Annotated in this window: 16 protein-coding genes; 14 read left to right on the forward strand and 2 right to left on the reverse strand. The window is 55.7% G+C overall.

The features are described from left to right. Nucleotides 1–19: 19 nt before the first annotated feature. The 13 genes from pheA (at nt 20) to cysM (ending at nt 13,195) form a co-directional block, all read left to right on the forward strand. Nucleotides 20–1,096 (forward strand): prephenate dehydratase, encoded by a 1,077-nt coding sequence (gene pheA / locus ASE07_RS04625; protein ID WP_057289642.1) that lies wholly within the window; start codon nt 20–22, stop codon nt 1,094–1,096. Nucleotides 1,097–1,165: 69 nt separating this feature from the next. Then, nucleotides 1,166–2,272: a histidinol-phosphate transaminase gene (gene hisC / locus ASE07_RS04630; RefSeq protein WP_057289643.1), complete on the forward strand. Its 1,107-nt coding sequence runs from the start codon at nt 1,166–1,168 to the stop codon at nt 2,270–2,272. 27 nt (nt 2,273–2,299) lie between these two features. Continuing rightward, on the forward strand, nt 2,300–3,199 hold the full coding sequence (locus ASE07_RS04635) for a prephenate dehydrogenase (protein WP_057289644.1): 900 nt from the start codon (nt 2,300–2,302) through the stop codon (nt 3,197–3,199). After that, entirely contained in the window at nt 3,199–4,524 is a 1,326-nt protein-coding gene (aroA, locus tag ASE07_RS04640; protein ID WP_057289645.1) for a 3-phosphoshikimate 1-carboxyvinyltransferase, read from the forward strand. The genes ASE07_RS04635 and aroA overlap by 1 nt, the downstream gene beginning before the upstream one ends. 46 nt (nt 4,525–4,570) lie before the next feature. Next, on the forward strand, nt 4,571–5,245 hold the full coding sequence (cmk, locus tag ASE07_RS04645) for a (d)CMP kinase (protein WP_057289646.1): 675 nt from the start codon (nt 4,571–4,573) through the stop codon (nt 5,243–5,245). Nucleotides 5,246–5,374: 129 nt separating this feature from the next. Then, a complete protein-coding gene (gene rpsA / locus ASE07_RS04650; protein WP_268793404.1) occupies nt 5,375–7,081 on the forward strand; it encodes a 30S ribosomal protein S1 in 1,707 nt (568 codons plus the stop codon). Between the two features lie 16 nt (nt 7,082–7,097). Further along, entirely contained in the window at nt 7,098–7,403 is a 306-nt protein-coding gene (locus ASE07_RS04655; protein WP_057289648.1) for an integration host factor subunit beta, read from the forward strand. Nucleotides 7,404–7,720: 317 nt separating this feature from the next. After that, nucleotides 7,721–8,068 carry a LapA family protein gene (locus tag ASE07_RS04660; RefSeq protein WP_057289649.1) on the forward strand — a complete coding sequence of 116 codons (348 nt, stop codon included), beginning with the start codon at nt 7,721–7,723 and terminating at the stop codon, nt 8,066–8,068. After that, entirely contained in the window at nt 8,058–9,233 is a 1,176-nt protein-coding gene (gene lapB / locus ASE07_RS04665) for a lipopolysaccharide assembly protein LapB (protein WP_057289650.1), read from the forward strand. The genes ASE07_RS04660 and lapB overlap by 11 nt, the downstream gene beginning before the upstream one ends. Nucleotides 9,234–9,269: 36 nt before the next feature. Beyond that, nucleotides 9,270–10,697, forward strand: a complete 1,428-nt coding sequence (locus ASE07_RS04670; RefSeq protein ID WP_082583958.1) for a UDP-glucose dehydrogenase family protein — start codon at nt 9,270–9,272, stop codon at nt 10,695–10,697. Next, on the forward strand, nt 10,694–11,626 hold the full coding sequence (rfaE1, locus tag ASE07_RS04675; protein ID WP_057289651.1) for a D-glycero-beta-D-manno-heptose-7-phosphate kinase: 933 nt from the start codon (nt 10,694–10,696) through the stop codon (nt 11,624–11,626). Before ASE07_RS04670 ends, rfaE1 begins: the two co-directional genes overlap by 4 nt. A gap of 147 nt (nt 11,627–11,773) precedes the next feature. Beyond that, on the forward strand, nt 11,774–12,133 hold the full coding sequence (locus ASE07_RS04680) for a ComEA family DNA-binding protein (RefSeq protein ID WP_057289652.1): 360 nt from the start codon (nt 11,774–11,776) through the stop codon (nt 12,131–12,133). Between the two features lie 159 nt (nt 12,134–12,292). After that, entirely contained in the window at nt 12,293–13,195 is a 903-nt protein-coding gene (gene cysM, locus ASE07_RS04685; protein WP_057289653.1) for a cysteine synthase CysM, read from the forward strand. A 30-nt stretch (nt 13,196–13,225) separates the two neighbouring features. On the opposite strand, the gene ASE07_RS04690 is transcribed toward cysM, so the two are convergent. Next, nucleotides 13,226–13,558: a hypothetical protein gene (locus ASE07_RS04690; protein WP_057289654.1), complete on the reverse strand. Its 333-nt coding sequence runs from the start codon at nt 13,556–13,558 to the stop codon at nt 13,226–13,228. Between the two features lie 465 nt (nt 13,559–14,023). Continuing rightward, nucleotides 14,024–14,623: a DUF1415 domain-containing protein gene (locus ASE07_RS04695; protein WP_057289655.1), complete on the reverse strand. Its 600-nt coding sequence runs from the start codon at nt 14,621–14,623 to the stop codon at nt 14,024–14,026. Nucleotides 14,624–14,769: 146 nt separating this feature from the next. Between ASE07_RS04695 and ASE07_RS04700 the strand changes: the two genes are divergently transcribed. After that, nucleotides 14,770–15,315: a YaeQ family protein gene (locus ASE07_RS04700; protein ID WP_057289656.1), complete on the forward strand. Its 546-nt coding sequence runs from the start codon at nt 14,770–14,772 to the stop codon at nt 15,313–15,315. The last annotated feature ends 6 nt before the right edge of the window (nt 15,316–15,321 follow it).

Genomic DNA, 15,321 nt, shown 5'->3' on the forward strand with positions numbered 1-15,321 from the left:
CGCCTCGATAACAGATACTATGACGGACGACAAACTCAAACCCCTGCGTGAACAGATCGATGCGATCGACGCACAATTGCTCGACCTCCTCAATCGTCGTGCGCTTATTGCGCAAGAGGTGGGGCACGTCAAGGCGGAAACCAACGCCCCGGTATTCCGCCCGGAGCGCGAAGCTCAGGTCCTGCAGAAAGTGGCGACCCGCAATCCCGGGCCGCTGGACAGCGGCGATGTGCAAACCATTTTCCGCGAAATCATGTCCTCCTGCCGCGCGCTGGAACGACGAGTGAACGTTGCCTACCTCGGGCCGGCAGGCACCTTCAGCGAACAAGCCGTGTATCAGCAGTTCGGCCACGCCGTCGAAGGCGTGCCGTGTACCTCGATTGATGAAGTCTTCCGCGCAGCGGAAGCCGGCACGGCTGACTTCGGCGTTGTCCCGGTTGAGAATTCCTCGGAAGGTGCGATTAATCGTACGCTTGATCTGTTGCTGCAAACCACACTGACGATCAGTGGCGAGCTGTCAATCCCGGTCCATCACAGCCTGATGACCAAGACCGGCAGCATGACAGGCATTACCCGTATCTGTGCGCATTCGCAGGCCCTGGCGCAGTGCCAGACATGGCTTAACCAGAACTATCCCCAGATTGAACGGCAGGCTGTCGCCTCGAATGGTGAAGCGGCAAGGCTGGCCAGCGAAGATCCAACGATGGCTGCCATCGCAGGCGAAATTGCCGGTCAGCGTTACAACCTCGGCGTGGTGAAAGCCCATGTCCAGGATGATCCGCACAACCGTACGCGTTTTGCGGTTGTCGGCCGTCTTCAACCTGCGCCCAGCGGCAAGGACCAGACCTCACTGGTGCTGGCAGTACCGAACAAGGCGGGTGCCGTGTACAACCTGCTGGCGCCGCTGGCAAAGCATGGCGTGTCGATGACCCGCTTCGAATCGCGCCCGGCCCGGATCGGCACCTGGGAATATTACTTCTACGTTGACGTGGAAGGCCATGCGCAGGAGCAAAAAGTCGCTGACGCGCTCGCCGAACTCAAGCATAACGCCGCGTTCTTCAAGGTGCTCGGCTCCTATCCATTCAGTCTTTATTGATTGCCCGCTCGCTGCACGAGGAACACAATTCTCCGTAGCAGCGGCGAGGCGCCTTTTTTGGAAGCCATCATGTCTATTCAATTCGGTCCCGATTACGTTCGTGCCATTGCCCCTTACCAGGGAGGCAAACCCATCGCGGAAGTGGCGCGTGAGTTCGGCCTGGACGAAGCAAAGATCATCAAGCTCGCCTCCAATGAAAATCCGCTCGGTATGCCGGAGTCGGCAAAGCAGGCGATGCTGGGCGCCATGGCCGACCTCGGTCGTTATCCGGACGCCAACGGATTCGAGCTGAAACAGGCGATCACCGGAAAGTACGATGTACCCGCCGAATGGATCACCCTCGGCAATGGCAGCAATGACATTCTTGAACTGGCTGCGCACGCGTTCGTCCAGCCCGGTCAATCCGTGGTGTATGCGGAATTCTCCTTCGCGGTCTACGCACTTGCCACGCAGGCTGTAGGTGCGCGCGCGATCATGGTCGCCGCCAAGGATTACGGACATGACTTGGATGCAATGGCCAAGGCAATCACGACCGATACGCGACTGGTTTTCATTGCCAATCCCAACAATCCGACCGGAACTTTCATTCCGGCGGCCGATATTGCGGCCTTCCTCGCCAAGGTGCCGCAGAACGTCGTCGTCGTCCTCGACGAAGCCTACAACGAATACCTCGCCCCTGAGCTGCAATACGAATCGATCGCCTGGGTGCGCCAGTATCCCAACCTGCTGGTATCGCGCACGCTGTCGAAAGCGTACGGTCTGGCCGGACTGCGTATCGGTTTCGGCATTGCCCAGCCGGCGATCACTGACTTGCTGAACCGTATCCGCCAGCCGTTCAATGTCAATTCCGCAGCCCAGGCCGCAGCAATTGCCGCACTCAATGACAGCGCCTTCCTGCAAAAGAGCGCGCGACTGAATGCGGAAGGATACAAACAGCTGACAGAGGCGTTTGATGCAATGAATCTCGAGTACGTCCGGTCTTACGGCAACTTCGTGCTGGTGCGCGTCGGCAACGACGATGGCGCAGGTGCGCGTATTAATCTCGAGTTGCTGAAGAAAGGCGTCATCGTGCGCCCGGTAGGCAACTACGGTCTGCCGCAATGGCTGCGCATTTCGATCGGCTTGCCGGAAGAAAATGCCGGATTCATCGATGCCCTGAAAAGCATTCTGTCCTGACACGACTTTTTTGCCCGGCGGATCATTGTGTTCAAGAAAATTTCTGTCTTTGGCGTCGGACTGATCGGCGGTTCGTTTGCGCTTGCGTTGAAAAAGGCTGCGGCCGTTCAGGAAGTCGTCGGTGTCGGCCGCCGCATGGAAACCTTGGCGCGTGCCAAAGAACTTGGCATCATTGACACCGCCTGCGATGTCGTCGCGGATGCCGTAATCGGGGCCGACCTGATCCTGATTGCCGCCCCGGTGGCGCAAACGGAAGCGATCCTGGCGTCAATTGCGCCGCACCTGCAGCCTGGAACGGTCGTCACTGACGCCGGCAGTACCAAGTCCGACGTCGTGGTCGCTGCTCGCAAGATGCTCGGCGACAAAATCGGCCAGTTCGTGCCTGGCCATCCCATCGCGGGCAGGGAGCAGAATGGCCCCGACGCGGCGATTGTAGACTTGTACGTCGGCAAAAAGACGGTGCTTGCGCCGCTTCCCGAAAACAGCGCGGAAGACGTCGAGCGTGTGGCAGGCGCCTGGAAACGTTGCGGTGCCATCATTCATCGGCTGACCGCCGAAGAACACGACCGCGTCTTTGCCGCCGTCAGTCACTTGCCCCACCTGCTGGCCTATGCGCTGGTCGACGACATCGCGCGCAAACCGCATGCGGACTTGCTGTTCCAGTATGCCGCGAGCGGATTTCGTGACTTCACCCGGATCGCCGGTTCGTCACCCGAAATGTGGCGCGATATTTCTCTGGCGAACCAAGCCGCCTTGCTGGGAGAGCTGGACGCTTACATGGAACAACTGGCAAGCCTGCGCGCTCTACTCGCGGAGCGTGATGGTAAATCGATTGAATCGGTCTATGCAAATGCGCAGCGTGCACGCCATAACTGGATCAAGACAATCGAGGCAGCCGAACAACAGAACAAACAGGGCGGCGACTAATGAAGAATCATCCGCATCATCTAGACTTGCAACCAGCAATTCGCGCCCAAGGCACGGTTCGTCTGCCAGGCTCGAAAAGCATTTCCAACCGCACCTTGCTGCTGGCCGCACTGGCGCAGGGGACAACCCGAATCCATGACTTGCTGGCCTCGGATGATACGCATGTCATGCTGATGGCGCTGCAAAAACTTGGTGTGCGCTGGGAGCAGGTTGGCGAGTCGCAGGAATATGTTGTGCACGGCGTTGACGGCGTGTTGCCGGTGCATCAGGCGGATCTGTTCATGGGCAATGCCGGTACCGCCATCCGACCGCTGACAGCCGCTCTTGCCGCTATTGGCGGCGACTATACCCTGCATGGCGTTACGCGCATGCATGAGCGGCCCATCGGCGATCTGGTTGACGCCCTCAACGCAGTTGGCATGCGCATCGAATACACCGGCCAGCCGGGATATCCGCCGCTGCATATCCGCCGCGGCCAGATTCATTCGCGCCGCATGCAGGTCAGGGGTAATGTCTCCAGCCAGTTCCTGACTGCGCTGCTGATGGCCTCGCCGTTGATTGCGCGCGAGGAGCCGGTCGTGATCGACGTCATCGGTGAACTGATCTCCAAACCCTACATTGAAATCACACTCAACCTCATGCGCCGATTTGGTGTCGAGGTACAGCGTCATGGCTGGCAGTCATTCACCATTGCCGCCGGCCAGCGCTACGCCAGTCCGGGGAGTATCCATGTCGAAGGCGATGCATCGTCCGCGTCATACTTCCTTGCCGCCGGGGCGATTGCCGGTGGTCCGGTGCGCGTGGAAGGCGTCGGCCGCGACAGCATTCAGGGCGATGTCCGTTTTGTCGAAGCGCTGGAGCAGATGGGCGCCACCATCACCATGGGCGACAACTGGATCGAAGCCGCATCAAACGGTGTCCTGAAGGCGATCGATGCCGACTTCAACCACATACCGGATGCCGCGATGACGATCGCCGTTGCCGCCCTGTATGCCGACGGCCCCAGCATCCTTCGCAATATCGGCAGCTGGCGCGTAAAGGAAACCGACCGGATTGCCGCAATGGCAACAGAATTGCGCAAGGTCGGGGCCATTGTGGAGGAGGGCGCGGACTACCTGCGGGTTACGCCGCCGGACCGGATTCTCGGGGCGGCCATTGATACCTACGACGACCATCGGATGGCGATGTGCTTTTCACTCGCTTCACTGGACGGCGCTGCGCGGAAGGGCGCGGCAATCCGGATCAATGACCCGAAATGTGTTGCCAAGACGTTTCCAGACTACTTTGATGCGTTTGCCGCAATCACCCGCGGCGAACTCATCTGACCTCTAACTGAGCTGAGCGCCAACCGCGCCATCGGAACAACATACGATGCAAACCCACCCGATTCCCGTCATCACGATTGACGGGCCAACCGCGTCCGGCAAAGGCACTGTTGCGCATCGCGCCGCGCAGCAGCTCGGTTTTCACTATCTCGATTCAGGGGCGCTCTACCGCCTCACCGCGTTGAGCGCGCTGCGTCACAACGTTGCCCTGAACGACGAGCATGCACTGGCCAAGACCGCGGAAAAGCTGCCATGCAAGTTCATTGGCGATCAGGTCTGGCTCGCCAATGAAAATGTCACTTCCGCTATCCGGGCAGAAGAAGTTGGTAATACTGCATCAAAAATTGCAGTTTTGCCGACAGTGCGCCATGCCTTGGTTGGCCTGCAACTGGGCTTTCGGGCGCCGCCCGGACTGGTGGCCGACGGACGCGATATGGGCACCGTTATCTTTCCCCATGCCACTCTCAAAATCTTCCTGACAGCAAGTGTGGAAGCGCGTGCATATCGACGATATAAGCAATTGATTGACAAGGGTTTTCCTGCTAATATGGAAGACCTTCTCAAAGATTTGAGGGAGCGGGACACGCGTGATTCAAGTCGTGCCATCGCACCATTGAAACCGGCGGAAGGGGCGCACATATTGGATACGTCGGATATGACTGCAGATCAAGCGGTCGATCAAGTGCTCCAGTGGTACGCAGCGGTAAAGAAACACGCGTAACCGTACGCTGCTTTTGTAGTGCGATTGGTGCCCGTTCTGGCGCAAGGCCTTGGCGAGTGTTGATGAACTTAACCCAGTATGTAATCGACTAGAACCGATTATGACTGGCTAACCCCTCTTTTCTAATTTATGTCTACTGCGCAACAAGAATCAACCGGTATGGAAAGCTTTGCAGCCCTGTTCGAGGAGTCGCTCTCCCGTCAGGACATGCGTTCCGGTGAAGTGATTTCTGCTGAAGTCGTTCGTCTCGACCACAACTTTGTGATCGTTAACGCCGGCCTGAAATCCGAAGCTTTCATCCCCATCGAAGAATTCAAGAACGACAACGGCGAACTCGAAGTCCAGGTTGGCGACTTCATTTCCGTTGCGATCGAATCGCTGGAAAACGGTTTTGGCGACACTATCCTGTCGCGTGACAAAGCCAAACGTCTGGCATCGTGGCTCTCGCTCGAAAAAGCGATGGAGTCTGGCGAGATCGTTACCGGCACCGTCAACGGCAAGGTCAAGGGCGGTCTGACCGTTCTGACCAACGGCATCCGTGCCTTCCTCCCGGGTTCGCTGGTCGATACCCGTCCGGTCAAGGACACGACGCCGTACGAAGGCAAGACCATGGAGTTCAAGGTCATCAAGCTGGACCGCAAGCGCAACAACGTTGTGCTGTCCCGCCGCGCCGTCATCGAAGCATCGATGGGCGAAGAGCGCGCCAAGCTGATGGAAACCCTGAAGGAAGGTACTGTCGTCACCGGTATCGTCAAGAACATCACCGACTACGGTGCGTTCGTTGACCTCGGCGGCATCGACGGCCTGCTGCACATCACCGACCTCGCATGGCGTCGTGTGCGTCACCCGTCCGAAGTCCTGTCCGTTGGCCAGGAAATCACTGCCAAGGTTCTCAAGTACGATCAGGAAAAGAACCGCGTTTCGCTGGGCGTCAAGCAGTTGGGCGACGATCCGTGGACAGGTCTGTCCCGTCGTTACCCGCAAGGCACACGCCTGTTCGGTAAGGTCACCAACCTGACAGACTACGGCGCATTCGTCGAAGTCGAGCAGGGTATCGAAGGCCTGGTCCACGTCTCCGAAATGGACTGGACCAACAAGAACGTTGCTCCGAACAAAGTTGTCCAGTTGGGCGACGAAGTCGAAGTTATGGTTCTGGAAATCGACGAAGAGCGTCGCCGTATCTCCCTCGGCATGAAGCAGTGCAAGCCGAATCCTTGGGATGATTTCGCGATGTCGCACAAGAAGGGCGACAAGGTTCGCGGCGCGATCAAGTCGATCACCGACTTTGGCGTGTTTATCGGCCTGCCGGGCAACATCGATGGTCTGGTGCACCTGTCCGACCTGTCCTGGACTGAAGCCGGCGAAGAAGCCGTCCGCAAGTTCAAGAAGGGTGATGAACTCGAAGCCGTCGTGCTGGCAATCGATGTCGAGCGTGAGCGCGTTTCTCTGGGCGTCAAGCAACTCGAAGGTGACCCGTTCAACAACTACGCCGCCATGAACGACAAGGGCGCGATTGTGACCGGTACCGTCAAGTCGGTTGAGCCGAAGGGCGCTGTGATCCAGTTGTCCGACGAAGTTGAAGGCTATCTGCGCGCTTCCGAAATCTCCCGCGATCGCGTGGAAGATGCCGGTACGCACCTGAAGGTCGGCGACAAGGTCGAAGCTCTGGTCATCAACATCGACCGCAAGGCACGCAGCATCCAGCTGTCCATCAAGGCGAAGGACAATGTCGAAACGCAAGAAGCCATGCAGAAGATGTCTGCTGACTCCAACGCGGCTTCCGGCACAACCAGCCTGGGTGCACTGCTGAAGGCAAAACTCGACAACAAGCAGTAAGCATCGAGAGTAATACATGACGAAGTCGGAGCTGATTGCCCGTCTGGCCGAGCGTTATCCGCAACTGGTTGCAAAGGATGCGGATTACGCGGTCAAAACCATACTAGATGCAATGGCCGACGCTTTGTCGAACGGCCAGCGCATTGAAATTCGCGGATTTGGCAGCTTTGCCTTAAATAGCAGGCCGCCGCGGATTGGCCGTAATCCCAAGTCAGGCGACAAGGTGATGGTCCCGGAAAAGCGGGTTCCGCACTTCAAGCCGGGTAAGGAATTGCGGGAGCGGGTCGACGCCATGGTCGGACAGCCGATCAAGGAAGACTGAATCGCGATCTTGCGTCATTGTCGCCTGCACTTGCCAACGACAATGACGCACCTCCGGTGACGATATATCCCAAAATGTCTGCGCTGTACTTCTGCCAAGCACAAGTTTCAGTGGTATTTTGAACAGGATTTGTCGGCATCAAGACCGCGCCCGAAACGAGAAACATCGGTCGTCATGCAAATTCGCAGTAAATCAAAACGGCATCCTAGGGTGCCGTTTTTTTTCACGTACAATTTCAATTTCTTCTACAAGTTTCGGCAAGTTTTTACCTCCATGACTACATTGCGTGTTCTCCAAACCAAACTGGGCATTGCGGCATGAAAATCCTTTTTCGTATTGTCGCGGTTATCCTCTTTATCGTTTTCTTTGGCTTTGCACTGAAGAATACGCAGGAAGTCGCATTACGCTTTTTCTTCGATTACGAATTGCGCGGACCGTTGGTCATGCTGCTGCTGGCGTTTTTTACGGGCGGCGCTGCGCTTGGAATTCTCGCCATGCTGCCTACGGTTTTTCGCCACCGCCGCGAACTCAATCGTCACAAAAAAACCATTGTGACCATGGAGCAGGAAAACGTTGCGCAAGAACATGCACGAGCGCAACCTCCGCAACCGGATAGCGTAGGTCAACAAATCATTACAGACAACAAGAAACCGCATGGAATTTGAAACCTGGTGGCTGCTTGGCATACCGATCTTTTTTGGACTAGGATGGATTGCCGCACGTGTCGACATCAATCAACTTGTCTCCGAATCCCGCAGCCTTCCGCGAGGGTATTTTAAGGGTCTCAATTTCCTTCTGAATGAGCAACCCGACAAGGCCATTGATGCCTTCATTGAAATCGTCAAGCTGGACCCCGAAACGGTCGACCTGCATTTTGCCTTAGGCAACTTGTTTCGACGCCGTGGGGAAATTGAACGCGCAATCCGCGTACACCAGAACTTGCTTGCACGGCCAGACCTGCCACAGGAATCCAAAGTACATTCGCTCTACGAACTTGGTCAGGATTACCTGAAAGCCGGCTTGTTAGATCGTGCAGAGGAAACCTTCAATAGCTTGGTGGATACGCAGTACAGCGCACAAGCCCGACGAGCCTTGCTGGAAATTTACCAGCGTGAAAAGGAATGGATGCGCGCCATAGACGCCGCACGCGCGCTACAGGAATCGGGTGCCGGTGGCCGACAGAAAGAGATCGCGCAGTTTTATTGCGAACTGGCGCAAGACGAACTAGTCCATACGCACCCTGATTCAGCACTCGCCATGCTTGAGAAGGCATTGGCCAATGACCGTAGCAACGTACGTGCAGCAATGCTGATAGGCGATGCCTATCTTGCCAAGGGTGACATTGAGGCCGCGCTGATGGCATGGCGGCGTGTCGAACAGCAAAGCGTCCCGCACGTCGCCCTGGTAGCCCAGCGATTGATGGATGGATACCGCACAGTTGGCCGGCCTCAGGAAGGGGTTAACCTTCTTAAAAATTACCTCGCGCAAGCGTCTTCCATTGATCTACTCGAAGTCGTGTTCAAGGCGGTGCTGGAACTTGATGGCGTCGATGCTGCCAATCAGTTAGTGAGCGACGAGTTGCGGCGCACGCCGACGCTGCTCGGACTCGACAAATTCCTCGAAGCCAGATTGATGGAGGCGCCTCCCGAAGTGCGCCCTGACCTGTCTTTGGTAAAAAACCTGGTGCATGGCTATACCCAAAAGCTGGCCCGCTACCAGTGCAATTATTGCGGTTTCAAGGCGCGCCAGTTTTATTGGCAGTGCCCCGGTTGTAGTCAGTGGGAATCGTATCCGCCACGTCGTACGGAAGAATTGAATGTAATGAATTAAAAAACCGTTTCCTTTCACGCCTTTTGATCGGACAACATGAAAATTACCATCATCGGCACAGGCTACGTCGGCCTCGTTACCGGCGCCTGCCTGGCCGAGGTCGGCAATGAAGTCTTTTGTCTCGACCTCGACCAGCACAAAGTAGACCTCTTGAACCGCGGCATCATCCCCATCCACGAAGCCGGACTGGAAGAACTGGTGAAACGCAATTGTGCGGCGGGAAGGCTGCGGTTTTCTACCGACGTCGTCGCCAGCGTCGTCCACGGCGATATTCAATTCATTGCTGTCGGCACTCCTCCTGATGACGATGGATCCGCCGATCTGCAATTCGTGTTGTCTGCGGCACGCAACATCGGCCGCTACATGACCGGTTTCAAAGTAGTCGTCAACAAGTCGACGGTCCCCGTCGGCACCGCGGACCGTGTACGCGCCGTCCTTGTCGGGGAACTTGCGATGCGCGACACCGATGCCTCATTCTCCGTCGTCTCCAATCCGGAGTTCTTAAAAGAAGGCGCAGCCATTGAGGATTTCATGCGGCCGGATCGCATCGTTATCGGATGCGACGACTCGCCCAAGGGCGAGCAGGCAAGGGCGATGATGAAGCAGCTGTATATGCCGTTCAACCGCAATCGTGAACGCACCTTCTGGATGGATGTGCACTCCGCCGAATTTACGAAATATGCCGCCAACGCCATGCTGGCGACACGTATATCTTTCATGAACGAACTCGCCAATCTCGCCGACAAGGTCGGCGTGGACATTGAAGCAGTCCGGCACGGTATAGGTGCGGACCCGCGCATCGGGTACAGCTTTTTGTATGCGGGCTGCGGTTACGGCGGCTCCTGCTTCCCGAAAGATGTGCTTGCGCTCGAACGTACCGCCAATGAATACGGACAGGACCTGCTGATCCTGAAAGCGGTGGAACAAGTTAACGAGCAACAGAAACATGTCCTTGGCAACAAGGTCGTCAGCCGCTTTGGCGACGATCTGCGGGGGCATCATTTCGCCGTGTGGGGATTGGCGTTCAAACCCAACACCGATGATATGCGCGAGGCGCCTTCCCGTGTCCTCATCCGTGAACTGGTCGGGCGGGGTGCTACCGTCGCGGTGTATGATCCGGTGGCGCTCAGGGAGGCGCGTCGCGTACTTGAAGTGGATCTCAGTGATATGCCCGACGGTTACCGGCAAGTTCGGTTTTGCGACAACCAGGTGGAGGCGCTGACCGGCGCCGACGCGCTGATTATCGTGACCGAATGGAAAACCTTCCGTAGCCCGGATTTTGGACAAATCAGGAGTCTGCTTAAAAATCCGATCGTGTTCGACGGCCGTAACTTATTCGAACCATGGACGATGGCTAATGCCGGCATCGAATATCATGGCATCGGCCGTTCGGCTAGAAACACTGATAACGCCACTACAACGCATAGTGGGACTAATGCAACTAATGCCATCAATGACTCATGAGTGATACTTCTCTATCCATCAAAATGCCGCGCGTACTGGTTGTCGGCGACGTCATGCTCGACCGCTACTGGTTCGGCGATGTAAGTCGTATCTCGCCGGAAGCGCCAGTTCCTGTCGTGCGTGTCGAGCGGCGTGAAGACCGGCTTGGCGGTGCGGCCAATGTGGCACGTAATGCGGTCGCACTCGGCGCGCATACTGGGTTGCTCGGCGTGGTCGGACAGGACGAGGCCGGCGATGCCATCCAGCAGATGCTGAAGAATCTGGAGATCAACGGTTACCTGAACCGTGACACGTCGATTTCTACCATCATCAAGCTCCGCGTGATTGGCCGACAGCAGCAGCTGCTTCGCATCGACTTCGAAAATTCGCCGACCGAGACGGTCTTGCGTGACAAACTCACCCGCTTTAACACCTTGCTGCCGGAGTATGACGTCATCGTCCTGTCCGATTATGCAAAAGGAAGCCTCGTCAACGTTGCCGACATGATTGCAGCGGGCCGACGGCTCGGTAAATGCATCATGGTCGATCCAAAGGGGGATGATTTCAGTCGTTACAAAGGCGCCTCCATCCTGACGCCCAACAAATCGGAAATGCGACAGGTCGTCGGTGCCTGGAAAAATGAAGAAGACCTGACCGCCAAGGCGCAGCAGTTGCGCCAGTCGCTCGAGCTGGAAGCGTTGCTGCTGACGCGCTCGGAAGAGGGCATGACGCTGTTTACCCCCGAAACGACGCTACACATTCCCACCGTTGCACGTGAGGTGTACGACGTGTCCGGTGCAGGCGACACAGTGATCGCCGCCTTGGCCACCATGCTCGGTGCAGGAAAGCCGCTGTCGGAAGCGGTCGCCATTGCCAACCGGGCAGGTGGCATTGTCGTTGGCAAGCTGGGCACGGCAACAGTCACCAAAGAAGAGTTGTTCGGCATCTGAAGAAATCCAGAGAGGCGTAAGTAAAAATTTATGAGAAGTTAGTATTTCATCAACTATTCCGTTGTATGATCGCTAACTTTCCGGGCGTTACTGCCCGGTTTTCATTGCTACGTTGTTGTAGCGTTTTACTTATCGTTTGGAGAAAAGATGTTTAAAAAATTATTGCTTGGCGTTGCACTGTTGGTCAGCTTCGCAAGCGCCTTTGCGCAGGTGGAAATCAACAAGGCCGATCAAGCCACGCTAGAGGGCATTCGTGGTGTCGGTCCGAAGCTCTCGAAGGCCATCCTCGACGAGCGCAAGAAGGCCGGCGAGTTCAAGGATTGGAGCGACCTTGAGTCCCGGGTCAAGGGAGTCGGCGATAAGAGCGCGGTGCGCTTGTCCAATGCAGGACTGACGGTGAATGGCCAAGCGCGCCCGGGTGCTGCAGCTGCGAAGGCCGACAAGCCAGGCAAGGGCGGCAAGGAAATGAAGAACGACATGCCGAATAAAGAAGAAGCCAAGAAATGAGCAGTAAACAGCAGTAAACAACCCTAGGCAGAACACATCAAAAACCCTGGAAGCGACGGCTTTCGGGGTTTTTTATTGGGACCCATGGGGATGTTGTCTCGTACGTCAAATAGCGTCTCCGATTAGAATGATATTTTTATTGAAGCATTCAAATTAGCCATGCCCTACCTGACCATTGAAGACACGATTGGCAACACGCCGCTTGTGCAGTTAAAACGACTTCCCGGCGAGGACGCAGCCCGTCGCAACAATGTCATTCTAGGCAAGCTGGAGGGCAACAATCCGGCTGGCTCGGTCAAGGATCGTCCTGCGCTCTCCATGATCAAGCATGCCGAAGCGCGCGGCGACATCAAGCCGGGCGACACGCTGATTGAAGCGACCAGCGGCAATACCGGCATTGCGCTGGCTATGGCGGCTTCCATGCGTGGGTACAAAATGGTGTTGTTGATGCCTGAAAACCTGAGTGAAGAACGTCGCCAGAGCATGGCTGCCTATGGAGCCAAGATCATACTGACACCGAAGACCGGCGGCATGGAGTATGCACGGGACCTCGCCGAGCAGATGCAGAAGGAAGGCAAGGGCACCATTCTCGACCAGTTCGCCAATCCAGACAATCCACTTGCGCATTATGAGGGAACAGGTCCCGAGATCTGGCGTGACACCGAAGGACGCATAACCCACTTTGTCAGCGCCATGGGTACGACTGGCACGATCATGGGCGTATCGCGTTTTTTGAAAGAGAAAAATTCTGAAGTGCGCATCATCGGTGCGCAGCCGGAAGAAGGCTCACAGATTCCTGGAATCCGTAAATGGCCGGAAGCGTACATGCCGAAGATTTTCGACAAAACGGCTGTGGATCAGGTGGAAAACGTCAGCCAGGCGGCCGCGGAACAGATGGCACGCCGGATGGCTATAGAGGAAGGAATATTTTGCGGCATCTCTGCCGCCGGTGCCTGCGAGGTCGCATTACGTATTTCGCAAACCGTCGAAAACGCGACGATCGTCTTTATTGTCTGCGACCGCGGCGACCGCTACCTGTCGACCGGCGTCTTCCCCGCCTGAGCGGAAAAGGCCAGGGTCGACCTGGCTTTTTTATTCTGCGTCGCCGCCTGCTGGCGCGTCCTTCGGTTTGAATTGCTTGTCGCTGATACGGAATTTATCGCGACGGTCGCCCATCAGGATACGCAGGTCCTTGATGCTCAGGTCGCTCACTTCATGCATGCGGATCAACAACGATGCGCCGACCGGAAGGCGGCGGTGACGAATCTTGCTGATCACAGGCGGCGCCACTTCGAGGGCGCGCGACAGTGCAGCGTCATTCTTCAAATTCAGCTTCTCGATCAGCGCATCCAACAAATTGTTGGGGTCATACGCTACCTGATCCGCCAGTCGTGTACCACGCTTACCGTTCTCGTTATCGTCCATAATCTTGCCTAACTAAGTAGTCAAATCAATAATTCCCGTATCGCAAGTTTATTGTACACAATAAAACATTTCATGTTTAGACATGTTTCAGTTTTGAAACATATTTCTTGTCCAAACCGCAATATCGGATCGGGGAAACCCAAGCTCGAAAGATACTAATTGCATTTATGCAATATAGTAACAAAATTCCAAAACGGCAATTTTGTTTTAAGCTTAATTGAAGATTTTTAAGACATTGTGCTTTTACTTTACTTCACTCTATCTTCTATCAAGTGTTTTCAATCGGTATTGCACTAATTCAACTGCATTCTATCGAAGCGACTTTTTGTCACTTTGATACTGCGCAATTTCGCCTTGGCATACCGTCCCTTTGCACATAGGGTCGTTGCCGTATTTCACAATAGACAGGATTATAAGATGCTTACATGTAAATTTGTCTACCATAGTAGACAGTTTGCCGAATTTCTATTCTGGTAAGGTCTTGCCAATACCTAATGCCAGCCAGCCATCATGTCCCAAGCGCTGCATCGTCTCGATATTTCGTTCAAAGATATCGCTGGCATCGGGGAATGCTTTCACAGCGCGGTCGATGCTCTCTTCCCGCAACAAATGGAGTATTGGATAAGGAGAACGGTTGGTGAAGTTGTCGATTGAATCGGGTTCGGCATCGGCAAACTGGTAGTCAGGATGAAAACTGGCGATCTGAATGTGTCCGACCAGTCCTAGCGCTTCCAGGGCAGAGTCCGCGACGTTCAGAAAGTCGTTGTAATCCAAAAAATCCCTGAGTATCCAAGGATGCACCAGCATCGTCGTGTCAATTTTCTCGGGCGAGGTGTCGCGCAAATGCTCAAGTTCGGAGATGAGATCGTTTAACAACTCTTCCCGGTCGCTCGCATCGCTCACCGCGTAGCGAATCTGTTTCTTTACGTGTACCGACTTGGCAAATGGACACAGGTTGAGGCCGATGACGGCTTTTTCCAGCCAATCCCGTGTCGCGGCGATCACTTCTTTTGTTGAGGGCGCTTCGGCGGAATGCCTATCGTCGTTGGGAATCAGGATCGTCATGGTGGCTGCAGGATGAATACAACGGGAGTAAAGGATCAGGCGAAGTGCGCAGAAAAGCATTATCGCGTATCCGCGTGGCGCAGGCAGGCGCTTTACTGTACATTTGCCCCTCCACAACCTAGAACAGCGCACTACAGCGTAACAACATGGCCCTGAAAGCAACCATCTTCAAAGCAGATCTTCAGATCTCGGACATGGACCGCAATTATTACGGTACGCATGCGTTAACGATCGCCCGTCACCCATCCGAAACCGATGAGCGCATGATGGTGCGTATTCTCGCGTTTGCCTTGCATGCGCATGAATTACTCGCATTTGGCAAGGGCTTGAGCACGGATGATGAGCCGGACTTGTGGCAAAAGGACCTGACCGGCGCCATTGACCTGTGGCTCGAAGTCGGACAGCCGGATGAGAAACGGTTGCTGAAGGCATGCGGACGCGCAGGAGAAGTCATTGTCTATAGCTATAGCAATGCTGCCAATGTATGGTGGAACCAGTGCGCCGCCAAGCTCGAACGTGCAAGAAACCTGCGTGTGTATCGGGTGCCGACAGAGGCAAGCCTTGCCCTATCGGCGCTGGCACAACGTTCCATGCAGCTGCAGTGCACAGTGCAGGACGGACAAATCTGGTTCAGCGGCGGCGACGAGACTGTGCATATCGAACTCTCCGCTTTCAAGAACGGGCAGGGCTGACCGGCT

It is taken from the genome of Noviherbaspirillum sp. Root189 (assembly GCF_001428545.1).
Classification (GTDB): domain Bacteria; phylum Pseudomonadota; class Gammaproteobacteria; order Burkholderiales; family Burkholderiaceae_D; genus Noviherbaspirillum.